Source organism: Terrabacter sp. R4-6, assembly GCF_057529065.1.
Window position 1 is genome coordinate 629,693 of sequence record NZ_CP197224.1, and the last position, 25,262, is coordinate 654,954.

At 72.1% G+C, this 25,262-nt stretch carries 22 protein-coding genes and 1 pseudogene; 3 read left to right on the forward strand and 20 right to left on the reverse strand.

What is annotated here, in order from left to right; all coding sequences use genetic code 11:
• Positions 1–44: 44 nt before the first annotated feature.
• Both ACSSS0_RS02975 and ACSSS0_RS02980 read right to left on the reverse strand, forming a co-directional pair.
• Positions 45–1,958: a propionyl-CoA synthetase gene (locus ACSSS0_RS02975; RefSeq protein ID WP_487230004.1), complete on the reverse strand. Its 1,914-nt coding sequence runs from the start codon at positions 1,956–1,958 to the stop codon at positions 45–47.
• A 4-nt stretch (positions 1,959–1,962) separates the two neighbouring features.
• On the reverse strand, positions 1,963–3,336 hold the full coding sequence (locus ACSSS0_RS02980; RefSeq protein WP_487230005.1) for an MFS transporter: 1,374 nt from the start codon (positions 3,334–3,336) through the stop codon (positions 1,963–1,965).
• Between the two features lie 71 nt (positions 3,337–3,407).
• Between ACSSS0_RS02980 and ACSSS0_RS02985 the strand changes: the two genes are divergently transcribed.
• Complete coding sequence (locus ACSSS0_RS02985) at positions 3,408–4,415, forward strand: GlxA family transcriptional regulator (RefSeq protein WP_487230006.1); 1,008 nt, start codon at positions 3,408–3,410, stop codon at positions 4,413–4,415.
• 57 nt (positions 4,416–4,472) lie between these two features.
• Here the strand turns inward: ACSSS0_RS02985 and ACSSS0_RS02990 are convergent, their stop codons facing one another.
• The 18 genes and pseudogenes from ACSSS0_RS02990 to rpsB all read right to left on the reverse strand — a co-directional run bounded on the left by ACSSS0_RS02990 (position 4,473) and on the right by rpsB (position 21,612).
• Positions 4,473–4,889: an aspartate-alanine antiporter-like transporter gene (locus ACSSS0_RS02990; RefSeq protein WP_487230007.1), complete on the reverse strand. Its 417-nt coding sequence runs from the start codon at positions 4,887–4,889 to the stop codon at positions 4,473–4,475.
• A 209-nt stretch (positions 4,890–5,098) separates the two neighbouring features.
• Positions 5,099–5,344: pseudogene (locus ACSSS0_RS02995) on the reverse strand (TrkA C-terminal domain-containing protein); the annotation flags it as partial.
• The gene (locus ACSSS0_RS03000; protein ID WP_487230008.1) at positions 5,341–6,057 is read right to left on the reverse strand and encodes an aspartate-alanine antiporter-like transporter; all 717 of its coding nucleotides are present in this window, start codon (positions 6,055–6,057) and stop codon (positions 5,341–5,343) included. The pseudogene ACSSS0_RS02995 and the gene ACSSS0_RS03000, both read right to left, overlap by 4 nt.
• Positions 6,058–6,092: 35 nt before the next feature.
• Positions 6,093–7,241 (reverse strand): N(5)-(carboxyethyl)ornithine synthase, encoded by a 1,149-nt coding sequence (locus tag ACSSS0_RS03005; protein ID WP_487230009.1) that lies wholly within the window; start codon positions 7,239–7,241, stop codon positions 6,093–6,095.
• A gap of 90 nt (positions 7,242–7,331) precedes the next feature.
• Positions 7,332–8,603, reverse strand: coding sequence for a dual-specificity RNA methyltransferase RlmN (gene rlmN / locus ACSSS0_RS03010; protein WP_487230010.1), 1,272 nt, complete (start codon positions 8,601–8,603; stop codon positions 7,332–7,334).
• 103 nt (positions 8,604–8,706) lie between these two features.
• The gene (locus ACSSS0_RS03015) at positions 8,707–9,525 is read right to left on the reverse strand and encodes an SDR family NAD(P)-dependent oxidoreductase (RefSeq protein ID WP_487230011.1); all 819 of its coding nucleotides are present in this window, start codon (positions 9,523–9,525) and stop codon (positions 8,707–8,709) included.
• Positions 9,526–9,529: 4 nt separating this feature from the next.
• Positions 9,530–10,498 (reverse strand): phosphatidate cytidylyltransferase, encoded by a 969-nt coding sequence (locus ACSSS0_RS03020; RefSeq protein ID WP_435985378.1) that lies wholly within the window; start codon positions 10,496–10,498, stop codon positions 9,530–9,532.
• Between the two features lie 16 nt (positions 10,499–10,514).
• A complete protein-coding gene (frr, locus tag ACSSS0_RS03025; RefSeq protein ID WP_487230012.1) occupies positions 10,515–11,072 on the reverse strand; it encodes a ribosome recycling factor in 558 nt (185 codons plus the stop codon).
• A 124-nt stretch (positions 11,073–11,196) separates the two neighbouring features.
• Positions 11,197–11,925, reverse strand: coding sequence for a UMP kinase (pyrH, locus tag ACSSS0_RS03030; RefSeq protein ID WP_020142739.1), 729 nt, complete (start codon positions 11,923–11,925; stop codon positions 11,197–11,199).
• 79 nt (positions 11,926–12,004) lie between these two features.
• Complete coding sequence (locus tag ACSSS0_RS03035) at positions 12,005–13,144, reverse strand: aminotransferase class V-fold PLP-dependent enzyme (protein WP_487230013.1); 1,140 nt, start codon at positions 13,142–13,144, stop codon at positions 12,005–12,007.
• Between the two features lie 14 nt (positions 13,145–13,158).
• Positions 13,159–15,903, reverse strand: coding sequence for a DUF4153 domain-containing protein (locus ACSSS0_RS03040; protein WP_487230014.1), 2,745 nt, complete (start codon positions 15,901–15,903; stop codon positions 13,159–13,161).
• Positions 15,900–16,673 carry a response regulator gene (locus tag ACSSS0_RS03045; protein WP_487230015.1) on the reverse strand — a complete coding sequence of 258 codons (774 nt, stop codon included), beginning with the start codon at positions 16,671–16,673 and terminating at the stop codon, positions 15,900–15,902. The genes ACSSS0_RS03040 and ACSSS0_RS03045 overlap by 4 nt, the downstream gene beginning before the upstream one ends.
• A 206-nt stretch (positions 16,674–16,879) precedes the next feature.
• Positions 16,880–17,305: a DsrE/DsrF/DrsH-like family protein gene (locus ACSSS0_RS03050; protein ID WP_487230016.1), complete on the reverse strand. Its 426-nt coding sequence runs from the start codon at positions 17,303–17,305 to the stop codon at positions 16,880–16,882.
• The gene (locus ACSSS0_RS03055; protein ID WP_487230017.1) at positions 17,305–17,619 is read right to left on the reverse strand and encodes a TusE/DsrC/DsvC family sulfur relay protein; all 315 of its coding nucleotides are present in this window, start codon (positions 17,617–17,619) and stop codon (positions 17,305–17,307) included. The genes ACSSS0_RS03050 and ACSSS0_RS03055 overlap by 1 nt, the downstream gene beginning before the upstream one ends.
• A gap of 31 nt (positions 17,620–17,650) precedes the next feature.
• Entirely contained in the window at positions 17,651–18,898 is a 1,248-nt protein-coding gene (gene sqr / locus ACSSS0_RS03060; RefSeq protein ID WP_487230018.1) for a type III sulfide quinone reductase, selenoprotein subtype, read from the reverse strand.
• A 110-nt stretch (positions 18,899–19,008) separates the two neighbouring features.
• Entirely contained in the window at positions 19,009–19,623 is a 615-nt protein-coding gene (locus tag ACSSS0_RS03065) for an antibiotic biosynthesis monooxygenase (RefSeq protein WP_487230019.1), read from the reverse strand.
• 150 nt (positions 19,624–19,773) lie between these two features.
• On the reverse strand, positions 19,774–20,604 hold the full coding sequence (gene tsf / locus ACSSS0_RS03070; RefSeq protein WP_487230020.1) for a translation elongation factor Ts: 831 nt from the start codon (positions 20,602–20,604) through the stop codon (positions 19,774–19,776).
• A 63-nt stretch (positions 20,605–20,667) separates the two neighbouring features.
• Positions 20,668–21,612, reverse strand: a complete 945-nt coding sequence (rpsB, locus tag ACSSS0_RS03075) for a 30S ribosomal protein S2 (protein ID WP_487230021.1) — start codon at positions 21,610–21,612, stop codon at positions 20,668–20,670.
• Positions 21,613–21,897: 285 nt separating this feature from the next.
• Between rpsB and ACSSS0_RS03080 the strand changes: the two genes are divergently transcribed.
• The gene (locus tag ACSSS0_RS03080; RefSeq protein WP_487230022.1) at positions 21,898–23,814 is read left to right on the forward strand and encodes a DUF6541 family protein; all 1,917 of its coding nucleotides are present in this window, start codon (positions 21,898–21,900) and stop codon (positions 23,812–23,814) included.
• A 248-nt stretch (positions 23,815–24,062) separates the two neighbouring features.
• Entirely contained in the window at positions 24,063–25,262 is a 1,200-nt protein-coding gene (locus tag ACSSS0_RS03085) for a pyridoxal phosphate-dependent aminotransferase (RefSeq protein WP_487230023.1), read from the forward strand.

The window sequence follows — 25,262 nt, forward strand, 5'->3', positions numbered from 1 at the left end:
CAGTGAGTTCGAGACCGAACGCTGCGTTCGGTGCAGGAGGGGCCTCAGGACGATGGGCCGCGCAGGACGGGCGTCAGGGTCTCGAGGACCGAGGCGTCCTCGATCGTCGCGGGCACGGCCGGTGCCTTGCCGTCGGCCAGCTCGCGCATCGTCTTGCGCAGGATCTTGCCCGACCGCGTCTTCGGCAGGCCGGCCACGATGTCGACCTGGTGCAGCGCCGCCACGGCCCCGACCTCGGCACGCACCCGCGCGACGAGCTCGCGCTTGATCCGCTCGCCGTCGGCCTCTGCGTCGACGCCCGACTTCAGCACGACGAGGGCACGCGGCACTTGGCCCTTGAGGTCGTCGTGGACGCCGATGACCGCACACTCGGCAACGGCCTCGTGGCCCGCGAGGGCAGCCTCGAGCGAGCCGGTCGAGAGGCGGTGACCCGCGACGTTGAGCACGTCGTCGGTGCGGCCCATGACGTAGAGGTAGCCGTCCTCGTCGAGGTAGCCGCCATCGCCGGTGAGGTAGTAGCCGGGGTAGGCCGACAGGTACGAGCTGACGTAGCGGTCGTCGTCGCCCCAGAGCGTCGGCAGCGTGCCGGGCGGCATCGGCAGCTTGATGCAGATCGCCCCCTCGATGCCCGGCTCGACCTGCTCGCCCGTGGCGTCGAGCACCCGCACGTCGTAGCCGGGGACGGCGACGGTGGGTGAGCCTGCCTTGATCGGCAGCAGCCCGATCCCCTTGGGGTTGCTGGCGATCGGCCACCCCGTCTCGGTCTGCCACCAGTTGTCGATGACGGGCTTGCCGAGCGCTGCCGAGGCCCACTCGTACGTGTCGGGGTCGAGCCGCTCCCCCGCGAGGAAGAGCGCGCGGAACCCCGAGAGGTCGTGCTCGGCGACCTTCGACGCCGTCGAGTCGTCCTTCTTGATGGCGCGGAAGGCGGTCGGAGCGGTGAACATGCAGACGGCGCCGTACTCCGCGATGACGCGCCAGAACGCCCCGGCGTCCGGGGTGCCCACCGGCTTGCCCTCGTAGAGCACGGTCGTGGCGCCCGTCAGCAGGGGCGCGTAGACGATGTAGGAGTGCCCGACGACCCAGCCGACGTCGCTCGCGGTGAACATCGTCTCTCCCGGGGCGACGTCGTAGATGTTGGCCATCGACCAGCGCAGGGCGACGGCGTAGCCACCGCTGTCGCGGTAGATGCCCTTCGGTTTCCCGGTCGTGCCTGAGGTGTAGAGGATGTAGAGCGGGTCGGTCGCCGCCACGGTGACGCACTCGCTGCCCTCGCGGGCCGCGTCGCTCGACTCGAGGTCGGCCCAGTCGAGGTCGCGCTCCCCCAGCTCTGCGACGAGCTGCTCGCGCTGGAGGACGACGCAGTGCTCGGGCTGGTGCTCCGAGCGCCTGATCGCCTCGTCGAGGAAGGGCTTGTAGGGCACGACCCGGCTCGGCTCGACCCCGCACGACGCCGAGAGCACGACCTTCGGCGCAGCATCGTCGATGCGGGCAGCGAGCTCCTGCGGCGCGAAGCCGCCGAAGACGACGGAGTGGATGGCGCCGATGCGGGCGCACGCGAGCATCGCGATGACGGCCTCGGGGACCATCGGCATGTAGATGACGACACGGTCGCCCTTGGCGACACCCAGCCCGCGCAGCCCGCCGGCCACCGCGCGCACCCGCTCGAGCAGGGCGGCATACGTCAGCGTGGTCTTCGTGCCGGTGACCGGCGAGTCGTAGTGGATGGCGGCCTGCTCACCACGGCCGGCGGCGACGTGACGGTCGACGGCGTTGAAGCAGACGTTGAGCTCGGCGTCGGGATACCACCGGTAGAACGGCGGCCGCGAGTCGTCGAGGATGCGCGTCGGCGGCGTCACCCAGTCGATGCCCTCGGCGGCCCTGCGCCAGAACCCTTCGGGGTCGCGCAGGCTGTCGTCGTGGATGCGTTCGTATGCCGTCGAAGCGCCGTCGCTCATGGCCTCACTGTGCCGCCGGTGGCGCCTGCGCGCCAGAGTCGGTGCGCCGAGGTGACGCATCTGACAGACGAGCGGTCGTGATCGCGACGCACATCACGGCGGCCACGAGACACAGGGCGCCCGCGACGTACCAGGCGAGGTCGTAGGTGCCGAGCTGGTCGCGGACGAGGCCCGCGCCGAGGGCCGCGGCGGCCGCCCCGATCTGGTGCGAGGCGAAGACCCAGCCGAAGACGATCGGCGCACGCTCGCCGTAGGCACTGCGGCACAGGGCGATCGTCGGGGGCACCGTCGCGACCCAGTCGAGGCCGTAGAAGAGGACGAAGGCGAGCATGTTGACGTGCATCGAGTCGCTGAAGAGCGCCGGAAGCAGGAAGAGGGAGCCGCCCCGGAGCGTGTAGTAGGCCGCGAGCAGGATGCGCGGGTCGACCCGGTCGGTGAGCCAGCCCGAGAAGACGGTGCCGACGATGTCGAAGACGCCGACGAGGGCGAGGAGGCCGGCGGCGGTCGTCGTCGGCATGCCGTGGTCGTGCGCGGCCGGGATGAAGTGCGTGCCGACGAGGCCGTTCGTCGAGGCGCCGCACACGGCGAAGCTGCCGGCGAGCAGCCAGAACACCTTGGTGCGGGCCGCATCGCGCAGCGTCGCCAGGGCCAGGTGAGCCGGGTGACCGGTCGGGCGGGGCGGGCGCCCGACCGGGGTGCCTTCGGGTGCCCCGTAGGCCGTGATGCCGAGGACGCTCGGGTGGTCGTGCAGCTTCCACAGCACGAGCGGGACGACCGTCAGGGCCGCTGCCGAGGTGGCGATCGCGGCGGTGCGCCAGCCGTGGTTCTCGGCCAGCCAGGCGAGGACCGGAAGGAAGACGAGCTGGCCGGTGGCCCCGGCGGCCGTGAGCACGCCGGTGACGAGGCCGCGCCGCTCGACGAACCAGCGCCCCGTGACGGTGGCGACGAGGCTCATCGCCATGGCGCCCGTGCCGAGGCCGACGACGATGCCCCAGCACAGGACGAGCTGCCACGAGGCCGTCATCCAGATGGGCAGCAGCGAGCCGACGCTGACGAGCACGAGGGCGACGGCGACGACGCGCTGGATGCCGAGGCGCTCCATGAGAGCCGCCGAGAAGGGCGCGGCCAGCCCGAAGAGGACGAGGTTGACCGACACCGCACCGCCGATGACGCCCATCGGCCAGCCGAACTCGTCGTGGAGCGGCGTCATGAGCACGCCCGGCGTGGAGCGGAAGCCGGCCGAGCCGATGATCGTCAGGAAGGTGACGACGGCGACCCACCAGGCCGGGTGGACCCGGTGACCGGATCGGATCGGTGTGGTGGCGGGCGCGGGTGTGGCGTCGTCGGGGACGTCGGCGCGGCGGTCGGTCAGGCTCACGGACCCACTCTGCAGGAGCGGCCCCGGCCGCGACGAGTGGCCAGAAGGACACGATGTGCAAGAATCTGGCCATGACCGCCGCTCCCTCGCGACCGCACCGCGTCGCCGTCCTCGCCCTCGACGGCGTCGTCGCGTTCGAGCTCGGACTGCCGCACCGCTTCTTCAGCGCGAGCGCCCTCGACCCCGGCTGGCCCGGCCGCCTCACCGGCGCTCCCCCGCCCTACGAGGTGTCGATGTGCGCGCTCGACGACGGGCCCGTCATGACGTCGGCCGGCTACGCCGCCGTGCCGACCCACCCGAACTCCGTTGTCGCGCAGGCCGACACGATCATCGTCCCGGGCATCACGAACACCGCGATCGTCACGGAGGGCGAGCTGCCCGCAGAGCTCGTCGCGCTCGCCGGCACGGCCCGGCCCGATGCGCGTTGGCTCTCGATCTGCACCGGCGCCTTCGTCCTCGCCGGCCTCGGCAAGCTCGACGGACGCGAGGCGACGACGCACTGGGTCTACGAGGACCTCTTCCGCCGCCACTTCCCCGCCGTCCACCTCACCCCGGCCGTGCTCTACGTCGACCACGGCGACGTCCTCACCTCGGCCGGCAACGCCGCGGGCATCGACCTGCTGCTGCACGTGCTCCGCAGCGACCGCGGCACCGAGGCCGCCAACCGGGTGGCCCGGGGCGCCGTCGTCGCCCCGTGGCGGGCGGGCGGTCAGGCCCAGTTCATCGAGCGCCCCGTCCCCCACGCCTCGGACGCCGGCACCGGGTCGACGCGGACGTGGGCCCTCGAGCACCTCGACGAGCCGATCGGCCTGACCGACCTGGCCCGCCACGCCGGGACGAGCGTGCGCACCTTCACCCGGCGCTTCCGCGAGGAGACGGGCGAGACGGCGGGGACGTGGCTCGCGCGGGCCCGCGTCGACCGTGCCCGGCACCTGCTCGAGACGACCGACCTGCCGGTCGACCGGGTCGCCGCCGCCGCGGGCTTCGGCACGAGCGCCTCGCTGCGCCAGCACCTCACGGCCGCCGTCGGCCTGTCGCCGCTCGCCTACCGTCGCACCTACCGGGCCGAGCCGGCCTGACCGGCCGAGGGGGTGCTCGGGCTAGAAGGGCTCGGAGGGCTCGGAGGGCTCGGAGGCTCAGCCGAGCCCAGCGAGGACCTGGACGATGACGATCTTGGCGATCATCGCCACCGGGTAGACGAGCACGTAGCCCAGGCTCACCCGGGTGTCGAAGCCGGTGCGGTCGTTGGCGAACGCCAGGATCGCCGGCTGTGTCTGCGCGCCGGCCAGCATGCCGGCGTGCTGGGTCCCGCCCATGTGGTGGACGAGGCGTCCGGCCAGGAGCAGCAGCACGGCGGCTCCTGTCGTGACGACGAAACCGAGCACGGCGACCTTCCAGCCCACGTCGGACGTGATCGCACCGACGATCCGCTCGCCGGCCCGGGTGCCGGCATACGCCAGGAAGGTGATGACGCCGAAGTAGGACAGGGACTGGGCGGCGCCGTTCGACATCGAGGTGACGACGGGACCGATGCGGCCGAGCCGCCCGAACACGAGTCCGGTGAGCAGCGTGCCGGCGGCGGCGCCCAGCGCGAAGCCGCCGCCGGCAGGGGGATGTGGACCATGCCGACGAGCAGGCCGATGGAGAGCCCGAGGGCGAAGCCGACCGGGTTGATGTCCGACATCCCCCGGTCGGAGTCCCCGAGGAAGGCCGACACCTCCGGCATCCGTGTCACCGGCGACGTGACGCGCACCCGGTCCCCCATCTGCAGCACGAGCGCCGGCGACGCCACGAGGTCGACGTCCGCGCGCCGGACCCGGCTGATGTGGGCGCCGAAGCGGCTCTCGAGGTCGATCTCGCCCACCGACCGGCCGGCGACCCGCTCGTTGGAGATCGTCACCCGGCGGTAGTCCAGGTCCTCGTGCTCCTCGACGATGTCGTGCGAAGAGCGGTGGCCGAGCTCGAGGGTGACCCGGTCGACGAGGTCGCGTGGTCCGACGACCGTCACGAGGTCGTCGGGCCGAGCAGCAGCTCGTCGTCGGCGACGAGCGTGGGGTTGGCGAGGTGGCCGTGCTTGAGCCTCGAGAAGGTGACCTTGTGGTCGTAGCGCTTCTCGACCTCGGCGAGGGAGAGGCCCGCGCCGCGTTCCGTCCGGATCGTCTGGTGCACGAGAGGCTCGCTGGGCGGCGCCTCGTTGCCGCGGTGGCGCAGCGACCACGCCGCTGCGAGGAGCATCCCGACGACCCCCCAGAGGTACGCGATGGAGTAGCCGACCGTCGGGCCGGCGGGGTCCGCGGCCCGCTCGGTCGCCGCGGCGAGCGCGGGGGTGTTGGTGAGGGCGCCGGTGAAGGCCCCGGCCACGACCGACGACGTGAGCCCGAGGGCCCGGCCGACCAGCACGGCGGCGACCGCGACGACGGCGATCGTCGCCACGACCGAGAGCATCACCGGCCACCCTCGGCGCAGGGAGGCGAAGAAGCTCGGGCCCGAGACGACCCCGACCGTGTAGGTGAAGAGCACGAGCCCGAGGGTGCCGACGTTCTCGGGGATCTGGAGCTTCACGCCGTTCGCGACGCCGATGGCCGACACCGCGATCGCGGCGAAGAGCACTCCGGCCGGGCCGATCTCGACGGTCCCCAGCCGGACCCGCCCGAGCATCGTGCCGACGAGCATGAGCAGCGCGAGGAGCAGGATCGGCTGCCCTGCCAGCGCAGTGAGCACGCCGTCCCCTCCCTTCCGGGTCGATGCGGCTCCGGTCAGGTTGCGAGCGGCAGGTGCGGGTGCTTCGACGAACGGCCTTGGAACGACAGGATCGCGGGGTTCTGGATCTCGCCGTCACGGATCTCGATGGCACGCCGGACCGTGGGGTTCTCGTCCCAGGCCTCGGGGCCGCCCATGACCGTCGGCAGGAAGGGCAGCAGCGCCTCGCTGATCTCCCACGTGGCGGCGTCCCAGAGGTAGGACGGGCTGTGGTCGACGGCGTAGTAGAGCACGTGGTCACCGACGAGGAAGGTCGGGTCGGTGAAGGTCGTCGGCCTGGCCCAGCTGAACCCCATGCCCTCGTCGCACGACACGTCGATGACGATGCTGCCCGGCGTCATCCGCTTGAGGTCGTCGTCCGACATGAAGGTGATGGGGGCGTCGGTGTCCTGGAGCACGCAGTTGACGACGATGTCGTGCTCGGCGAGGAATTCCCCCAGGGCGACCGGGCCGTCCTCCGTGACCGCGTGGCTGACGCGCGCCGTCGTGTCGTCGGTGTCGAAGTGCACGATCCGGGCCGAGTGGATGGGCGAGGCCACGGCCGCCTTCTGGCGGTGGGTCAGCACGTCGACGTCGCCGATCCCGAGGGCCTTGAGCGCGGTGACGGCCCCTCGTGCCGTGGCGCCGAAGCCGATGACGACGGCGCGCCGCTGGGGGCCGTAGTCGCCGGTGATCCCCGCGATCTGGAGGGCGTGCAGCACCGAGCAGTAGCCGGCGAGCTCGTTGTTCTTGTGGAAGACGTGGAGGCTGAACGAGCCGTCCTTGTTCCAGTGGTTCATCGCCTCGAAGGCGATGAGGGTCAGCTCCCGGTCGATGGCGACCTGGGTCAGCTCGGCGTCCTGCACGCAGTGCGGCCAGCCCCAGAGCACCTGACCGACCCGCAGGGCCGAGATGTCGCTGAGCAGAGGCTTCGGCGCGAGGACGACGTCGCACTGCGCGACGAGCTCCTCGCGGCTGAGGAAGCCGCCGACGTAGCGCTCGAGCTGGTCGTCGGACACGCCGTGGCGCTCGCCGTAGCCGGTCTCGAGGAAGATCCGCCCGCGCAGCTCCTCGGGGATGCGGTCGACGTGCTTGGGGTGCAGCGGCAGCCGGTGCTCGTTCTCCTTGAGGGACCGGGCCATGACGCCGAGGCTGAGCTGGACCATGCGAGGACCTCCTGGTGGGCCGCCCCGCGCTCTGCCCGGCGACTCGTCACCAGTGCCCGAGCGGGGCACGACCCCGCCAGCGTACGCGTGTCAGGCCGTCGAGGCGGCGAGCTGCCCGCAGGCCCCGTCGATGTCCTGACCCCGCGTGTCGCGGATCGTCGTCGGGATGCCGTGGGCGCGCAGGCGCTCGACGAAGTTCTGCTCGACGCCCGGCCGGCTCGCGGTCCACTTCGACCCGGGCGTCGGGTTGAGCGGGATCGGGTTGACGTGCACCCATCCCCGGCCGCGCCGGTTGAGCTTCTCGCCGAGCAGATCGGCGCGCCAGCCCTGGTCGTTGATGTCGCGGATCAGGGCGTACTCGATGGACACCCGACGCCCGGTCGCCTCGAAGTAGCGGTACGCGGCGTCGAGCGCCTCGTCGACGGACCACCGGGTGTTGATCGGCACGAGCTCGTTGCGCAGCTCGTCGTCGGGGGCGTGCAGCGAGAGCGCGAGGGTGACCGGGATGCCCTCGGCGGTCAGCTTGTCCATGCCGGGGACGAGCCCGACCGTCGACATCGTGATGCCGCGGGCCGACATGCCGAGGCCGTCGGGCGCCGGGTCGGTGAGGCGGCGGATCGCGCCGATCGAGGCCTTGTAGTTGGCCAGCGCCTCGCCCATGCCCATGAAGACGACGTTGCTGACCCGCAGCGGCGCCTCACGGTCGTCGTCCCCGCCGCCGGCGAGCTCACCGCGTCGCAGCGCCCGGGCCGCCCACACGACCTGCTCGACGATCTCGCCGGCCGACATGTTGCGCGTCAGGCCCGCCTGGCCCGTGGCACAGAAGGGACAGTTCATGCCGCACCCAGCCTGGCTCGAGATGCAGATCGTGACGCGGTTGGGGTAGCGCATGAGCACGGACTCGACGATCGCGCCGTCGTGCAGTCGCCAGGCGTACTTCATCGTCTGGCCGTCGTCGGCGACGCGCTGCACGATCGGCGTCAGCAGGGTCGGGAGCAGGTCGGCGACGAGCTCGGACCGCACGGCCTTCGGCAGGTCGGTCATCTGCTCGGGGTCGTCCTCGAGGCGCTCGAAGTAGTGCGTCGACAGCTGCTTGGCTCGGAAACCCTTGTGCCCCAGGGACTCGACGGCCTCCTTGCGCTCGGACGGCGTGAAGTCGGCGAGGTGCCGCGGCGGCTTGCCGCGGCGGGGTGCCTGGAAGGTCAGCTGCCCCGGCACGGGGCGGGCGGTCGTCGGCTCGGGCAGCGCGACGGGCGCCGCCCCGGAGGCGGTCTCGGAAGCAGGCGCGGAAGCAGGCGCGGAAGCAGGCTCCGGGGCTGGGGCAGCGGCGGACTCGGAGGCGGGGGCTGGGGTGTCGGTCATCTCCCCTCCAGTCTCTCAGGTGGAGTCAAAACGCGGGTCGGGCGCGCGGCGACCACGACCGAGGGCGTATGCCGCCCTCCCGCAGCCGGTGCCCACGCCTCGGTCACGCCCGGGGTGCGCGCTGCTCGCTGACCGCGTTGCCGCCGTCGACGACGAGCACCTGCCCCGTGACGTAGGACGCCTCTCGGCTGGTGAGGAAGGCGATGGCCGCGGCCACCTCGTCGGCGCTGCCGGAGCGGCCGAGCGGCGTCGCCCGTCCCTCGCGTGCCTCGTCGTCGGTCTGCGAGCCGGTGGCGACCCAGCCCGGGGCGACGGCGTTGACCGTGGTGCCGTGCACTCCCTCGTCGACGGCGAGGGCCCGTGCGAGCCCGACCAGCGCCGCCTTGGCCGTCGCGTAGGCGACCTCGCCGCGCATGGCCATGACGCCCCCGGTGACGCTGCTGACGAGCACGACCCGGCCCGACCCGGACGCCCGCAGGTGCGGCAGTGCGGCCCGGGTGACGAGGTAGGCGGTGTCGAGGTTGCGGGCGAGCGAGCCGTGCCAGCGCGACGGGTCGGTGGCCGGCAGGTCGCCGCCGAGCGTGTCGGGGTCGGCCGCGCTCGTCATGCCGGCGTTGTTGACGACGACGTCGAGGCGCCCGTGCTCGGCGAGGCAGGCCTCGACGAGCTCCTCGGCCGCGAGCTCCCGGGTCAGGTCGCCGACGTGGCCGCTGGCCCTCACGCCCGCGCCACGGAGCTCGGCCGCGCGCTCGTGCACCCGGTCGGTCGTGGCACCGAGCACGACGGTCGCACCCATCCGGCCGAGCATCAGCGCCGTGGCGAAGCCGATGCCGGTCGCGCTGCCGGCACCCGTCACGAGCGCGACCCGGCCGCTCTGGTCGAAGGGCGCGGTCACGGCACCGGACGCCCGGGGCGCAGCCACCCGGTCAGCCCGGCTTGGCGGCGAGCAGCGTCAGCACGGCCCAGACGATGGGGGCGACGACGACGAGCGAGTCGAGCCGGTCCATGATGCCGCCGTGGCCGGGCAGGACGTTGGACATGTCCTTGATGCCGAGGTCGCGCTTGATGAGGGACTCCATGAGGTCACCGACCGTCGCGGCGACGGCCACCCCGACACCGAGCGCGATCCCGATGACCCACGAGTGGTCGAGCAGGAAGTGGACGGTGAGCGAGCCAGCGACGATGCAGAGCAGCACCGAGCCCGCGAAGCCCTCCCACGACTTCTTGGGGCTGATCGTGGGGGCCATGGGGTGCTTGCCGAAGAGGACGCCCGCGGCATACCCCCCGACGTCGCTGCAGACGGTCGTGATGAGGAAGACGAAGAGGCGGCCCACGCCGTCCGCGGGCGCGAGCAGCAGGATCGCGAAGCCGACGAGGAAGGTCGGGTAGGTGGCGATGAAGATGCCACCGAGGACGTCGCGCCCTGCCCCGTCGAGGCGCCCGGTGCCGCGCCAGAGCACGACGGCGAGGCACGTCAGCGACCAGGCGACGACGAGGCCGGCGGGACCGTGGACGAAGGCGGCCCACAGCATGACGACCATGCCGACGACCGGAGGCACGAGCGGCGCCCGGACCGCGGCGTGCCGCAACGCCGCCCGCAGCTCCCAGATGCCCACGGCCACGGCGAGCGCGACGAGGACGATGAACGACTCCTTGCGGATGAGCAGGGTCGCGACGATGAGGATGCCGAGCCCGACGCCCACCGCGATGGCCGCCGGCAGGTTGCGGCCCGCGCGGCTCTGCTTCTTCTCGATGACCTGCTCGGCGGGGAGGCCGGCGAGCTCGTCGAGGGCAGGGTCGTAGGGGACGGGCTCGAGCGGCCCGGCCCCGCCGTCGCCGGCGTGCGCCGCGGGTGCGGGATCCACGGGGTCCGACGGGGAGTCAGTCGTCATCATCGGTCGAGCATCGAGGTCACACCTCGAGCAGCTCGGCCTCCTTGGCCTTGACGAGCCCGTCGACGAGGTCGGTGTGCTTCTTGGTCAGGCCGTCGAGCTCCTTCTCGGCACGCGAGCCGTCGTCCTCGCCGACCTCGCCGTCCTTGACGAGCCTGTCGAGGTCGGTCTTGGCCTTGCGACGGATGTTGCGCACCGAGACGCGCGCCTCCTCCGCCTTGTGGTTGGCGAGCTTGATGTACTCGCGGCGGCGCTCCTCGGTCAGCTCGGGCATGACGCAGCGGATCTGGTTGCCGTCGCTGCTCGGGTTGACGCCGAGGTCGGAGTCGCGGATGGCGCGCTCGATCTCGTGCATCGCCGACTTGTCGAACGGGATGACGAGGATGGTGCGCGGCTCGGGGTTCTGGAACGAGGCGAGCTGCTGCAGGGGCGTCGGCGCGCCGTAGTACTCGACGGTGAGCTTGTTGAACAGGCCCGGGTTGGCGCGCCCGGTGCGGATGCCGGCGAAGTCCTCCTTGAGGACCTCGACGGCCTTGTCCATCTTCTCCTCGGCCTCGAACATCGTCTCTTCGATCATGGCTCTGGCTTCCTCGTCCCTCGTTCGTGGGTGCTGCGGGGGTGCTGCGGGGGTGCTGCGGGGGTGCTGCGGGGTGACAGGTGGTTCGGGTGGTCGTGCTCGCGCGCGGCAGGCGCCGCAGCGCTCAGGCGTTGGTGACCAGCGTGCCGATCTTCTCACCGAGCAGGGCGCGCGTGATGTTACCCGCGCCTTCCATGCCGAAGACGACCATCGGCAGCTTGTTCTCCATGCAGAGGCTGAAGGCCGCGGCGTCGACGACCTTGAGCCCCTCGACGATGGCGTCCTGGAACGTGACCGTCTCGAGCTTCTTGGCGTCGGGGTTGGTGCGCGGGTCGGAGTCGTAGACGCCGTCGACGCCGTTCTTGGCGATGAGCACGGCGTCGCACTTGATCTCGAGGGCGCGCTGGGCGCTGACCGTGTCGGTGGAGAAGAACGGCATGCCGGCGCCCGCTCCGAAGATGACGACCCGGTGCTTCTCGAGGTGACGGATGGCCCGGCGCGGGATGTACGGCTCGGCGACCTGCTGCATCGCGATCGCGGACTGCACGCGCGTCTCGATGCCCTCCTTCTCGAGGAAGTCCTGCAGGGCGAGGCAGTTCATGACGGTGCCGAGCATGCCCATGTAGTCGGCGCGCGTGCGGTCCATGCCGCGCTGCTGCAGCTCGGCGCCGCGGAAGAAGTTGCCGCCGCCGATGACGACGGCGACCTCGACGCCCCCGCGGACGGCGTCGGCGATCTGCTTGGCGATGCCGGAGACGACGGCCGGGTCGAGCCCGATGCTCCCGCCCCCGAACACCTCACCGGAGAGCTTGAGAAGGACCCGGTGGAAGGGGGTTGTCTGGGCGTCGGTCATGGCGCAGGGCCTCCTCGTGGGCAGCGTTCCGGCGGTCGGTCGATCTTTCCACATCCCGAGGACTTCGGCCGCATCGGGTTCAGCCGGTGCGGACCTCGGTCAGCAGCCCCGGCAGCGCGGCCGCGAGGCGGGCGTAGTCGTCCTCGTCGTTGTAGGGCGCGGCCGCGAGCCGGACGTAGCCGCGCCCCTCGAAGGCGATGGGCGGCACGACGAAACCGGCCGCGTACAACCGCTGCCACAGGGCCTCGGCGTCCTCGGTCGTCGTCGCCACCCCGTCGGGCAGCGCGACGAGGCGCAGGCACGGGGCGGAGGGTATGCCGCCGTGCGGGCTGTCCGTGCCGAGCGCGTCCCGCACGAGCTCGGCCCCGCGCAGGAGCAGCTCGGCGTTGCGGTGGACCTGGTCCCACCCGCCGAGGGCTGCCCAGGCCGCGAGGCCGTCGGGCACGGCCACCCACGACGAGTGGTCGACGGTGCCCTGCAGGTCGAAGCGCTCGGGGAAGGGCAGCCCGTGGCTCCACGAGGTGACCAGAGGACGCATCGCCTCGCGGCGCCCAGGGGCCACCCAGAGCGCGGCGGCCGCGCGCGGCGTGTAGGCCCACTTGTGCAGGTTGCCCGCCCAGAACGCGACGCCCAGCGCCTCGACGTCGAGGTCCGGCAGGGCGCCGGGCACGTGGGCGGCGTCGACGAGGACCGGGACGGGTGCGACGGCCGCCGCCACCTCGGCGACGGGCAGGACGAGGGCCGTCGGCGAGGTGATCTGGTCGATGACGACGAGGCGGGTGCGGTCGGTCACGGCGGCCGCGAAGGCAGCCACGACGTCGTCCGGGTCGCCGTCGACCGGGACGTCCGCGGAGCGCAGCGTCCCGCCGCGCGCCTCGACGGACCAGCCGGCCGTGAGGTAGCCGTGGTTGCCGACGACGACGTCGTCACCGGGGCCGATCCCGAGACCCTGGAGCACCACCCCGACCGCCTCGGTGACGTTGCGCACGAGCGCGGTCGACCCGGCCGACACGCCGAGGAAGACCGCCGCGGCCTCGCGGGAGCCGGCGAGCGCCGAGGGGAGCTCGTCGCGGAAGGCCGGCATGGGCGCGGTCTCGATGCGGGCGCGGGCGCGGTCCTGCGCCTCCCGGACCGAGCGGGGCACGGCCCCGAACGCACCGTGGTTGAGGTGGGTCAGGGCCGGGTCGAGCTCGAACAGCTCGGCGATGTCGCGGCGCACCCGGCCATCCTGCCTCAGGGGTTGGGACCGCCCGACATCAGGGCCGGGCACCTGGCCGCCTCGGCGGGGGTCATCGGCGCGACGTCGACGGACGCCTCCCGGGATCGGCCGAGGTTCCACGACAGGGCGTCCTCGCGCCCGGCACGTGCGGCGATCGTCGACGGGAGCACGATGCAGGCCGAGACGTCGCGCGGCAGGCCCGCGACGATCGCCGGGGTGGCGTCCGCTCCGAGCGTCCGCAGGTAGGCCGCGTCGAGCTTGCCCGTCGCCTGGTAGCGGTCGATGTTGCGCTGCGCGACCCACGCCTCGGGGTTGGCCAGGCCGCCGACGAGCACGAAGGCGACGGCGGAGACGAGCGCTGCCCGGGGCAGCCACCAGCCCGAGAGCCGGACCCCTGCGACGAGGACGAGCACGACGAGCAGGCCGAGCCACAGCTCGAAACCGTCGACGAGCACCCGGAGGAGCGTGAAGCCGTAGGCCTGCTGGTAGAGGTCCATCCGGTGCAGCGCCGACGCGACGACGACGAGCGTCAGGGCGCACAGCGCGCCGAGCGCGACCCGCAGCACGAGCCGCTCACGGGCCGTCGAGCGCGGCGCCTTGCGGACGGCGAGCGCCACGGTCGCGAGAGTGAGCACCGTGGCGACCGTCAGCTGGCCGAAGCCCTGGTGGACGTACTCGGCGTACGTCAGCCCGGTCGTGCGCTGGACGTAGTCGTGCCCGCCGAAGAGCGCCGCGGCCTGCGCCACGACGAACGCCGCGAAGAGGGCGACGACGAGACCGACGGGCACGACCCACTCCCAGAGGCGAGCGACGGGGCGCCCTTCCGGCAGGGCGACGCGGTCGACGCGCGGCGGGTTGAGGGCGACGTAGCCGGCAGCGAGCAGGGCTCCGCCCATGACGAACCCGACGAAGAAGCGGAAGGTCAGCCCGTCCCACGCGAAGTGCGGCACGAGCGCCTGCGCCCACGAGCCGAAGACGGCGTCGCCCGAGGCGAAGAGTCCGCCGAAGACGACGAGCGCCACGACCGAGATGGCGGCGGTGCGCACGACCGGCCACACGACGCTGATCCGGCTCGTCGCGGAGACGGTGCGCCCGAGCAGCGGCAGCCCCCGGACCGCGGCGAGGGGCCAGGACGCGAGTCCGGCGACGAGCGAGAGGAAGCCCTTGGCGTCGGTCAGCGCCGTCGTCAGCACGAGGACCCCGAGCATGACGGAGATGACGGTGAGCCACTCGGCGGCCCGCAGCACCGAGAAGGAGGCGAGACCGACGCAGAGCACGCTGCTGAGTGCCGTCCAGCGGGTGGTGCGGTGGCGCGTCGTGCGCCACAGCACGACGCCCCCGAGGAGGAGCACGCCGAAGAGCGCGACCCCGATGTCGCGGTAGGGCAGCAGCACGGCCGACAGGACCCCGACCCCGAGGCAGACCAGCAGCAGGCGCACCTGCGGTGCGAGACCCGCCTCCGGCCAGAGATCGCCGAAGAGCGAGTCGACGACGGGCTTGGGTGCCCCGACGGGCACGCCGGAGTATGCCGTGGGGCGGGCATCGGCGCCCGGGGCGCCGGGCGCTCCGGCTGGGGTGGGTCCCGCCGCGGCGGGGACAGGTGCGGGCACGGTGGGCTTTTCGAGGTCGGGCGCGGTCGGGTCGGTCGAGTCGGTCGGGACGGCCTGGCTCACGGGGCCGGTCGGGTGGGTCGTGACGACCGGGCCCGTCGGCCCGGAGGGGACGTCCGCGACCCCCTCGGCGGCATACGGCGTGGGTCCCGGGGTCCGGGGCAGGACGGCCCGGAGGCGGGCGCCGTGCTCCCCCGCGCGGGGCGCCACGGCGGAGATCGACCCGCCGTGCAGCTCGCACACCCAGCTCGCGATGGCGAGCCCGATGCCGGTGCCTCCCCCGGCGTCGTCACCCGACCCGAAGCGGTCGAAGATGCGGTGGACGTGCTCGGGAGGGATGCCCGGCCCCTCGTCGGCGACCATGAGCCACCACCGGTCCGGGCCGTCGGGCCCCGCACTCACGGTGACGCGGCCTCCGGGCGGGCTGTGCCGGTCGGCGTTGTCGAGCAGGTTGGCGAGCACCTGGGCGAGACGGGCCGCGTCGGCGGTGACGCGCAGGTCGGCGGGGATCTCGACGACGTGCACGGTGCCGCGCCGGGACACGCCGGCCTCCGCCACGGCCGCCTCGGCCAGGGCGCGGACGTCGACCTCCGCCAGGGCGAGGGGGGTCCGTCCGCCGTCGACGCGGCTGAGGTCGAGCAGGTCGCCGACGAGGGTGCCGAGTCGCTCGGCCTGGGCCAGCGCCGTGCGCAGGACGGCGTCGTCGGGGCGCACGACGCCGTCGACGAGGTTCTCGAGCAGCGCCTGCTGGGCCGCGAGCGGCGTGCGCAGCTCGTGGGAGACGGTCGCGACGAGCTGGCGTCGCTGCTGGTCGGCGCCGGCGAGGTCGGCAGCCATGGTGTTGAAGGCGTCGGCGAGCACCCCGACCTCGTCGGCCGACGTCGCCGTGACGCGCTGCGAGTAGTCGCCGGTCGCCATCCGCGACGCCGCGGTCGTCATCTCGCGCAGCGGTGAGGTCATGCCGCGGGCCAGCCACTGGGTGACCCCGAGCGCGGCGGCGACCGTCACCGGGAGGGTGAGCCAGCCGGGCACCCCGGCGCGGTCGCCGATGACCGACACGAGGGACGCGACGACGATGCTCACGGCGACGAGCAGGCCGAGCTTGGCCTTGATCGAGCGGATGCCGTCGAGGGGGCGGTCGGCGTTCACGGCCGGCCCCCACCGGGTTCGTCGGCGGGTTCGTCGGCGGGTTCGTCGCCCGCCGGACCCACCTCGAGCGAGTAGCCGACGCCGTGGACGGTGCGGACGCGGTCGGCGCCGATCTTGGCGCGCAGCGACTTGACGTGGCTGTCGAGGGTGCGGGTGCCGCCGGCGTCCGCCCAGCCCCACACCTCGCGCATCAGCTCGTCTCGCTCGCGCACCGCGCCCGGCTCGGCGGCGAGGGCCAGCAGCAGGTCGAACTCGAGGGGCGTCAGGTGCACCTCGCTCCCCCGGGCGGAGACGCGGCGCGAGCCGCGGTCGACGGTCAGGTCGCCGACCGACAGCACGGGCGGCTGCTCGGCGGCCAGCTCGCGTGCCCGCTCGACGCGACGCAACAGGGCGCGGATGCGGGCGACGACCTCGCGCATGCGGAACGGCTTGGTCACGTAGTCGTCGGCACCGACGCCGAGCCCGACCAGGAGGTCCGTCTCGTCCGCGCGTGCCGTGAGCATGAGGACCGGCACCGGGCGCTCCCCCTGGATGCGCCGGCAGACCTCGAGCCCGTCGAAGCCGGGCAACATGAGGTCGAGGACGACGAGGTCCGGCGCGTGCTCGCCGTGGGCCGCTACCGCACCCGGCCCGTCGAAGGCCTGGACGACCCGGAAGCCTTCTGCCACAAGACGATCGGTGACAGCTTGGTTGATCGTCGGGTCGTCCTCGACGACGAGGAGCACGGGAGCGCTGGCGCTCGAGGACGATGCGGCATACCCCTGGTTCATGTCCCTGAGCCTAGGAGCGGGCACGCGGGCAGCGAGGGTGCGACGTGTGGAGATCGTGTGAAGGCCGGCCGGGCCCACACCGGCCCGACCGGCCGCCCACCCACCACGGTGGCTCTAGATGAAGAGCAGCTGTGCGCCCTCCGTCAGCTCGATGAAGTCCGAGGCCGAGATGATCCCCTCGACGTCGTCGCGGAGGTCCTCCTCGGTCAGGTGCTGCATGTCCGTCGACATCCGGCAGGCCCACAGGTGCCGCCCGAGCCGACGATCTGGTCGAGGAACTCCGGGACCTCGGGGACGTCGAGGTCGGCGATGGCCTTCTTCATCTGCGACGTGGCGAGGTGCGTCATCCCCGGGATGCCCCCGAGGCCCTGAGGCAGGTGCGTCGCGGTGTTGCCGAGCATCGTGAACTTCAGGTCTCCCGAGGTCTTCCGGTTGATCATGTCGCAGCCCCAGAAGGTGAAGAACAGGTGGGTCTCGACGCCCTCACCGAGCGCCGCGTTGGCGAGGATGAGGCCCGGGTAGGCCATGTCGAGGTTGCCCTTGCTGCAGATGATCGCGAGCTTGCGGCCCTGCGACCCGGGCGAGTCGAACATCGGCACGAACGGCGCGGTCTGGTCGGCGTGCGTGGTCATCACACACATCCCTTCGGCTTGGGCAGCCCCGCGACGTAGGCCATCTTCTTGGCCGGCTTGCCGGGGAAGAGGTCGAAGAGGGACTTGATCGGGGTGCCGGTCTGCGTGCTGACGCGGCGGAGGGTGGCGGTCTCGCCCTGGTGCGCGAAGTCGTCGCGCAGGAAGTGGACGAGCTTCCAGTGGTCGTCGGTCAGCTCGATCCCGATGAGGCGGGCGAGCTCGGTGCCGAGGTCGTCCGACCACTGGTCGGGACGGGTGAGGAAGCCCTCGTCGTTGACCTCGACGGCATGGCCGGCGATCGTCGTGGTGGGCATGGTGGCGCTCCTTGTCTGTGTCTGGTCGAGCTCAGGCGGCGGGGACCTTCCCCGCCATCGACATCTGCGCGGGCAGTCCGAGAGGCCGTCCGGGGAGCAGGAGGTTCCAGTAGATGTGGCGGAACGCGAGCTTGCCGAGGTGGTTGGCCCGCGACTGCTTGAGCAGCGTCATCGGACCGAGGAGCGGCAGCGGGAAGGTGCCGGTCAGCGGTTCGGTGTCGTAGTTGAAGTCGAGGAGCATCGCCTTGCCACCGCCGGACTCGACGAAGCAGTTGGCGTGGCCGTCGAACGAGTGGGTCATCCCCTGCCCGTGCACGTGCTCGACGAAGTTGTCGACGAAGACCTCGACGGAGAAGTGCGCGACGGAGCCGGCCTTGGACGTCGGGATGTTGCTCGCGTCGCCGAGCACGAAGATCGAGGGGTGCTCGGTGGAGCGCATCGTGTGCTTGTCGACCGGGACGTAGTTCAGCTCGTCGCCGAGACCGGACCGGGCGACGAACTCCGCGCCCATGTTGAGCGGGATCGTCACGAGCTGGTCGTAGGCGACCTCGCGCTCGTCGTAGGACACGAGGACGCGGCGCTCCTGGTCCACGTGCTCGACCATGAAGTCGGTCTCGAGGGTGATGCCCTTGTCGGCGAGCAGGTGGCCGAGCTCACGGCTCGCGACCGGCTTGGTGAAGGCGCCGTCGAGGGGCGTGACGTAGACGATCTCGGTACGGTCGCGCAGACCCCGGCGGCGGAGGAAGTCGTCGGCGAGGAACGCGAACTCGAGGGGCGCCACCGGGCACTTGATGGGCATCTCGGTGATGTGCACGACGAGCCTGCCGCCCGAGAAGCCGGCGAGCGACTCACGCAGGGCCATCGCGCCGTCGTAGGTGTAGAACTCGCCGACGCTGCGATGCCACTCGGGTCCGAGCATCCCCGGCGTCTGGTCGGGGCGCGGGCTCGTGCCGGAGGCGATGACGAGCTCGTCGTAGGTGAGTGTGCGTCCGTCGAGGAGCGAGATCTCGCGGGTCTGCGGGTCGACGCGGTCGACGTCACCGAGCACGAGCTCGACGCCGTCGGTGATGAGGGCGTGCCGGCTGCGCCTCACCTGCTCCGGCTCGATGAGCCCGAAGGGCAGGAAGAGGTAGCCCGGCTGGTAGTGATGGACGTCGTCCTTGTCGACGACGGTGATGCGCCACTCGTTGGTGGGGAGGCGGTGCCTCAGCTTGTTCACGACCATGGTGCCGGCCGTGCCCGCTCCCAGGACCACGAGCGATCTCATGGTGGTGGTCATGCTCCGAAAGTACCCCCATGGGTATCGGGGGCGCTGTGATCCACGAGACAGAAGGACTGTGAGGTGCGAGACAAAGTCTTGCCTCACAAAGGACTTCGTCGACGTTCCCGTCAACGCCGGCGACGTCGGTCGGCCTTGAGCCACCGACCGAAGAGCCGGGTCACGAACGGCAGGAGGACGTAGGTCATCCAGGGCGTCGCGAGCAGGGTCGTGACGAGGACGCGCAGGACGACCGGCCAGTCCCCGCTCCACGGCGAGAGGAGGTAGGACAGCGCCAGGCTGGTCGGGAAGAAGGCGACCCAGATGACGCTCGCCTGCTTCCAGCGCGGCGGCGCGGTCGGTCCGGTCGGTCCGGCCTCGCCGGCCTCGTGGACCGACGACGACGCCGGCTCGTCGAACCAGCCCTCGATGCCGGTGCGGTACTCCGTGCGACGGTGCTCGACGAGGTCGGCCGCCGACCGCAGCCACCGCAGCCGCTCGGGCGACCGCTCCCACGTGTCGAGGTGGGCGCGCGAGTCGAAGCGGTAGAGCATGTGCCAGTCCTCGGTGCCCGACCGCACCCAGCCGGCGCCGAGGAAGCCCTCGAAGCGCTCGGCCATCGAGGTGCCGGCGTGGACCCAGGCCTGCATGAGCATCTCGTCCTCGGGGGCCACGCGACGGGTGATCGAGACGGTCAGCGGGCCGTCGACCTCGGCGCCGGCCGGTGTGGCGGTGCTCGTGCTCATGGGGATCCTCCTGGGCTGGGTCCGGAGCGGCCGGTGACGGCCCCCGGACGCGACGATGCCGGCCGCCCCGACGGGGCGACCGGCATACGTCGTCGTGATGCGCGGGTTCTGCGCTACGAGTGGTGCGAAGGCACGAAGGAGGTCAGGACCTCACTGGCCGACGCGGAAGCGCGCGAAGGACTTCGCCGTGGCGCCGCCCTCCTCGAGCACCTTGCCGACGGTCTTCTTGGCGTCCTTGGCGAAGGCCTGCTCGAGCAGGACGTTCTCCTTGAAGAAGCCGTTGACGCGACCCTCGATGATGCGGGGCAGGGCAGCCTCGGGCTTGCCCTCCTCCTTGGCCGTGGCCTCGGCGACGCGGCGCTCGTTCTCGACCGTCTCGGCCGGGACCTCCTCGCGCGTCAGCACCGTGGGGCTGAACGCGGCGATGTGCATCGCGACGTCGCGGCCGACCGTCTCGTCGCCACCCTCGAGCGCGACGAGGACGCCGATCTGCGCGGGCAGGTCGGGGCTCGTCTTGTGGAGGTAGGAGACGACCTTGTCGCCCTCGAGGCGCGCCACGCGGCGGACCTCGATCTTCTCGCCGATGGTGGCGTTGGCCTCGTCGAGCAGCTCCTTGACGGTCTTGCCGTCATCGAGCGTGCTGGCGAGGAGCGAGTCGGCGTCGGTGGCACCGGCGGCGACGGCCTGCGTGAGGACCTGGTCGGCCAGGGCGATGAACTTCTCGCCCTTCGCGACGAAGTCGGTCTCGCAGTTGACCTCGACCAGGGTGCCGACGCCGTCGGTGGCCGAGGCCGCCACGAGGCCGTTGGAGGCCGAGCGGCCCTCACGCTTCGTGACGCCCTTGAGGCCCTTGACGCGAAGGATCTCGATGGCCTTGGCGCGGTCGCCCTCGGCCTCGTCGAGCGCCTTCTTGACGTCCATCATGCCGGCGCCCGTCTGCTCGCGCAGCGCCTTGATGTCAGCGGCGGTGTAGTTCGCCATGCTCTGTATCGCTCTTTTCGTCAGTGGAGATTGACTCGTGTGGTGCGGCTGGTGCGAGGGCCGTCAGGCCTTCTCGGCACCGGCCGTCGCCTCGGCGGGGGCCTCGGTGGCCTCAGCGGCGGGGGCCTCGGCAGCCTCGGTCGCCTCGGCAGCGGGGGCCTCGGCAGCGGGAGCCTCGGCAGCGGGAGCCTCGGCAGCGGGAGCCTCGGCAGCGGGAGCCTCGGTGGTCTCCGTCGCGGCGGCGGCGTCGGCGTAGAGCTCGCGCTCCCACTCGGCCAGGGGCTCCTCGGCCTGCGCGTCGCCACCGGACTTGCCGGACGAGCGCTGGACGAGACCGTCCGCGACGGCGTCGGCGATGACCCGCGTCAGCAGCGTGACGGAGCGGATCGCGTCGTCGTTGCCGGGGATCTTGTAGTCGACCTCGTCGGGGTCGCAGTTCGTGTCGAGGATCGCGATGACCGGGAGGCCGAGCTTGCGGGCCTCGTCGACGGCGAGGTGCTCCTTCTTGGTGTCGACGATCCACACGGCCGAAGGGACCTTGGCCATGGTGCGGATGCCGCCCAGGGTGCGCTCGAGCTTGATCATCTCGCGCTTGAGGATGAGCAGCTCCTTCTTCGTGTAGCCCGAGCCGGCCACGTCGTCGAAGTTCAGCTCCTCGAGCTCCTTGAGGCGCGTGAGGCGCTTGGAGATCGTCTGGAAGTTGGTGAGCATGCCACCGAGCCAGCGGTGGTTGACGTACGGCATGCCGACGCGCGTCGCCTGCTCGGCGATGGGCTCCTGGGCCTGCTTCTTCGTGCCGACGAAGAGGATGGTGCCACCGTGGGCCACCGTCTCCTTGACGAAGTCGTACGCGTTGTTGATGTACGTCAGCGACTGCTGCAGGTCGATGATGTAGATGCCATTGCGCTCGGTCATGATGAAGCGCTTCATCTTGGGGTTCCAGCGACGGGTCTGGTGCCCGAAGTGGACGCCGCTCTCGAGGAGCTGGCGCATGGTGACGACGGCCATGCCGTGTTCTCCCTAGGTTGTGTGTTGTCAGTTGTGCGTGGGCGCTGACGCCTGACGGTCACGTGGAACACGTGAGCCGGCCTGCGGCATACGACCTCACTCCTGGCGCCTGAAGCACCCCGCCCCGCCGCGAGCGGTGGGGACTGCCGTGGTGCGACCCGGTCCGGCGGACCGGTAGAAGACGCGCGAATTACGGTCCGTGCGACGAGCACACGGGACCGCCGACCATCGTACGTCCTGACCCGGGTTGTGGAGAAATCGTGGCGACCCGACAGAATGGCCCGCATGGCGCACTGGGTGGAGACGATCCCGGCCTTCGTCGTCCTCTCGGTGGTGCTCTTCCTGCCCGGCTGGCTGGTCGTGCGGGCCCTGGGCGCGCGCGGGCTCGAGGCCCTGGCCGTCTCCCCGGCCGTGTCCGTCGGCATCATCGCCGTCTGCGCGACGCTCGCCCAGCGGCTCGGCGTGCGCTGGGGGCTGCTGCCGCTCGTCGCCGTCACGGCCCTCGCCGTGGCCGTCGCCTGGGGCGGGATGCGGCTCCTTCGCCGGCACGACCCGCAGCTCGGCGCGACCCGACGCCTGCTCGGCCGCCCCCGGCCCGACGCGGTCGTCGCCATCGCCATCGGGGCCGTCCTCGCGCTCGTGACGATCCTCCCGGCCATCGGGCGACCCGACGAGCTCGTCGACTCCCCCGACGCCGTCTACCACCTCGGGCGCATCAAGACCTTCCTCGAGACCGGCAACTTCTCGATCGCCAACCCGACCTTCTACCCCAACGGCTTCCACTCGTGGATCGCGACGAGCCTGCTGCCCGGCGTCGCCGACGTGCTGCCCGGCACCAACGTCGCCACGATCGTGCTCGCGGCCCTCGTGTGGCCGGTCGGCTGCGTCGCGCTCGTGCGCCACGCGCTCGGCACCTCCCGCCTCGTGACGTATGCCGCCGGCTTCGCCTCCGCGGCCTTCATCGCCTTCCCGACGATCCTCCTCGGCTGGGGCGTCCTGTGGCCCAACCTCATGGCGACCGCCCTGACGCCCGGCGCGCTCGCCCTCATGCTCCAGGCCGCACGGTCCGGGCGCCTGGGGCAGTGGCTCGCCTTCGTCGCCGCCCTGCCGGGGCTCGCCCTGATCCAGCCCAACGCCCTCGTGGCGCTCGTGCTCTTCGCGCTCGTCTGGTTCGTCACCGCGAGGGTGCGGGCCGGGCTGCTGCACCACGTCTCGTGGTGGGTCGTCGCACGCGACCTCACGATCGTCGCGGTCGTCGGCGTCGTCGGGCTCGTGGCCGCCCCCGTCGTGTCGGCCCGGCTGGCCTCGACCCAGTCCTACGAGTGGAAGGACCGCGTGTCGGTCTGGACCGCGCTCGTCGAGGTCGTCGGTGGCCGGCTGCAGATCCCCGACGTGCTCTGGGGCCTCGTCCTGCTCATCGCCCTCGGGATCGGCTGGATCGCGCTGCGGGCCCGGGCCGCCCTCCCGGTCGTGGCGATGTGGGGCACCGTCGTCGTCCTCTACGTCATGGCGGCCTCGTCGACGATGTCGTGGACCTCGCTCGTGACCGGCTACTGGTACAACGACAAGGTCCGGCTCGCCTCGCTGGCCGCCGTCCCCGGCGTCGTGCTCGTCGCCGCGGCCACCCCCGCCCTGCGCGAGCTGCTGCGCAAGGTGCCGGGCCTCGGGTCGCGGCCCGTCGTCGTCGGGCTCGTCGCGGTGCTGGCCATCCCCGTCCTCACGCTCGGTCTCAACGGCGCCACGCGCCACCGCATGCTCACCGCCTTCTTCCAGCCCGACGACCCGAAGAAGGTCATCCTGTCGTTCGAGGCCCAGGACTCGCTCCGCCGGCTCAACGCCCTCGTCCCGGCCGGTGAGGGCGTCGTCGGCCGCCCCGAGAACGGCTCGCCCCTCATGTGGCCGCTCTTCGGCACCAACACCCTCTACCGCTCGATCCCGATCCCCACGACCGGGGACGAGATCGTCATCGGCACGGGGTTCGACGACATGGCGAACCGACCGGACGTCTGCGCGGCCATGGCCCGTCACGACATCCGCTGGGCCATCGACTCGACGCACGTCTACTGGCTCGACCGCCCGGAGCGCTCGTCCGGACTCACGGACCTCGCGAACGTCGACGGCGTCGAGCCCGTGCGGACCGACGGCGACTACACGCTCTACCGCGTCACCGGGTGCGGGCTGGGCGCCGCGGCGACCTCCTGAGCCGGCCGGACGGCATACGCCCTCGGGCTCTCCGGCGCCGTCCGGTGGACGGCACGTAACGCTCGCGGCGCGCCCGCGATGGTGGTGATGGAGATCCCGCACGGACCCCCTGACCGGGTGGGATCTCCACCCACGTCCGCGGCACGGACCCTCCACAGCCGCCGCAGGCGCCAGAGCCCCCGCCCCGCGCCCCGTGCCCGGCGGGGGCTCTCCCCTGTCACGGGGTCGGTCGTGGCTACGCTCGGGCCATGAGCTCGCCGCTGATCTCGCGCATGCAGCCCTTCGGGACCACGATCTTCGCCGAGATGTCGGCGCTCGCGACCCGGACCGGCGCCATCAACCTCGGCCAGGGCTTCCCCGACACGGACGGGCCGCGCGAGATGCTCGAGGCGGCGAAGGCCGCGATCGACGGGGGCCGCAACCAGTACCCACCGGGCCCGGGGGTCCCGGAGCTGCTCGAGGCGGTCGCCGCCCACCAGGAGCGCTTCTACGGGATCTCGCTCGACCCGTCGTCGCAGGTGCTCGTCACCGCCGGCGCGACCGAGGCCATCGCGTCGGTCGTGCTCGCGCTGTGCGAGCCCGGCGACGAGGTCGTCACCTTCGAGCCCTACTACGACTCGTATGCCGCCACGATCGCCCTCGCGGGAGCGACCCGCCGCACGTCGGTGCTCCGCTTCCCCGACTTCGCCGTCGACGAGGAGTCACTGCGGGCGGCCTTCTCGCCGCGGACCCGTCTCGTGCTGCTCAACACGCCGCACAACCCGACCGGCAAGGTCTTCACGCGGGCCGAGCTCGAGCTCGTCGCGGCGCTCGCCCGTGAGCACGACACGTGGGTCGTCACCGACGAGGTCTACGAGCACCTCGTCTTCGACGACGCCGAGCACGTGCCGATGGCGACCCTGCCGGGGATGGCCGACCGCACCATGACGATCAGCTCGGGCGGCAAGACGTTCTCGGCCACCGGCTGGAAGGTCGGCTGGCTCTCGGGTCCCGCCGAGGCGGTCGCCGCGGCGCGCACCGTCAAGCAGTTCCTCACGTACGTCGCGTCCGGGCCGTTCCAGCCGGCCGTGGCCCTCGCGCTCGGGCTCGGCGACGAGGTGTATGCCGGCCTGCGGGACTCCCTCCAGGCCAAGCGCGACCTGCTGTGCTCGGCCCTCGAGGCGTCCGGGCTCCGGGTCGCCCGCCCGTCGGGCACGTACTTCGTCATCGCGGACGCGGCGCCGCTCGGTGCCGTCGACGGACTCGAGTTCGCGCGAAGGCTGCCTGAGCTCGCCGGTGTCGTCGGCGTGCCGGTATCGGTTTTCCACGACGACCAGGACGCCGCGCGCACCCTGGTGCGCTTCGCCTTCTGCAAGAAGGACGAGGTGCTGCTCGAGGCCAGCCGCCGCCTCGCCGCCGCCGGCACGTCCGCACCCCACACGAGTGAGCGCCCCACCCCACACGAGTGA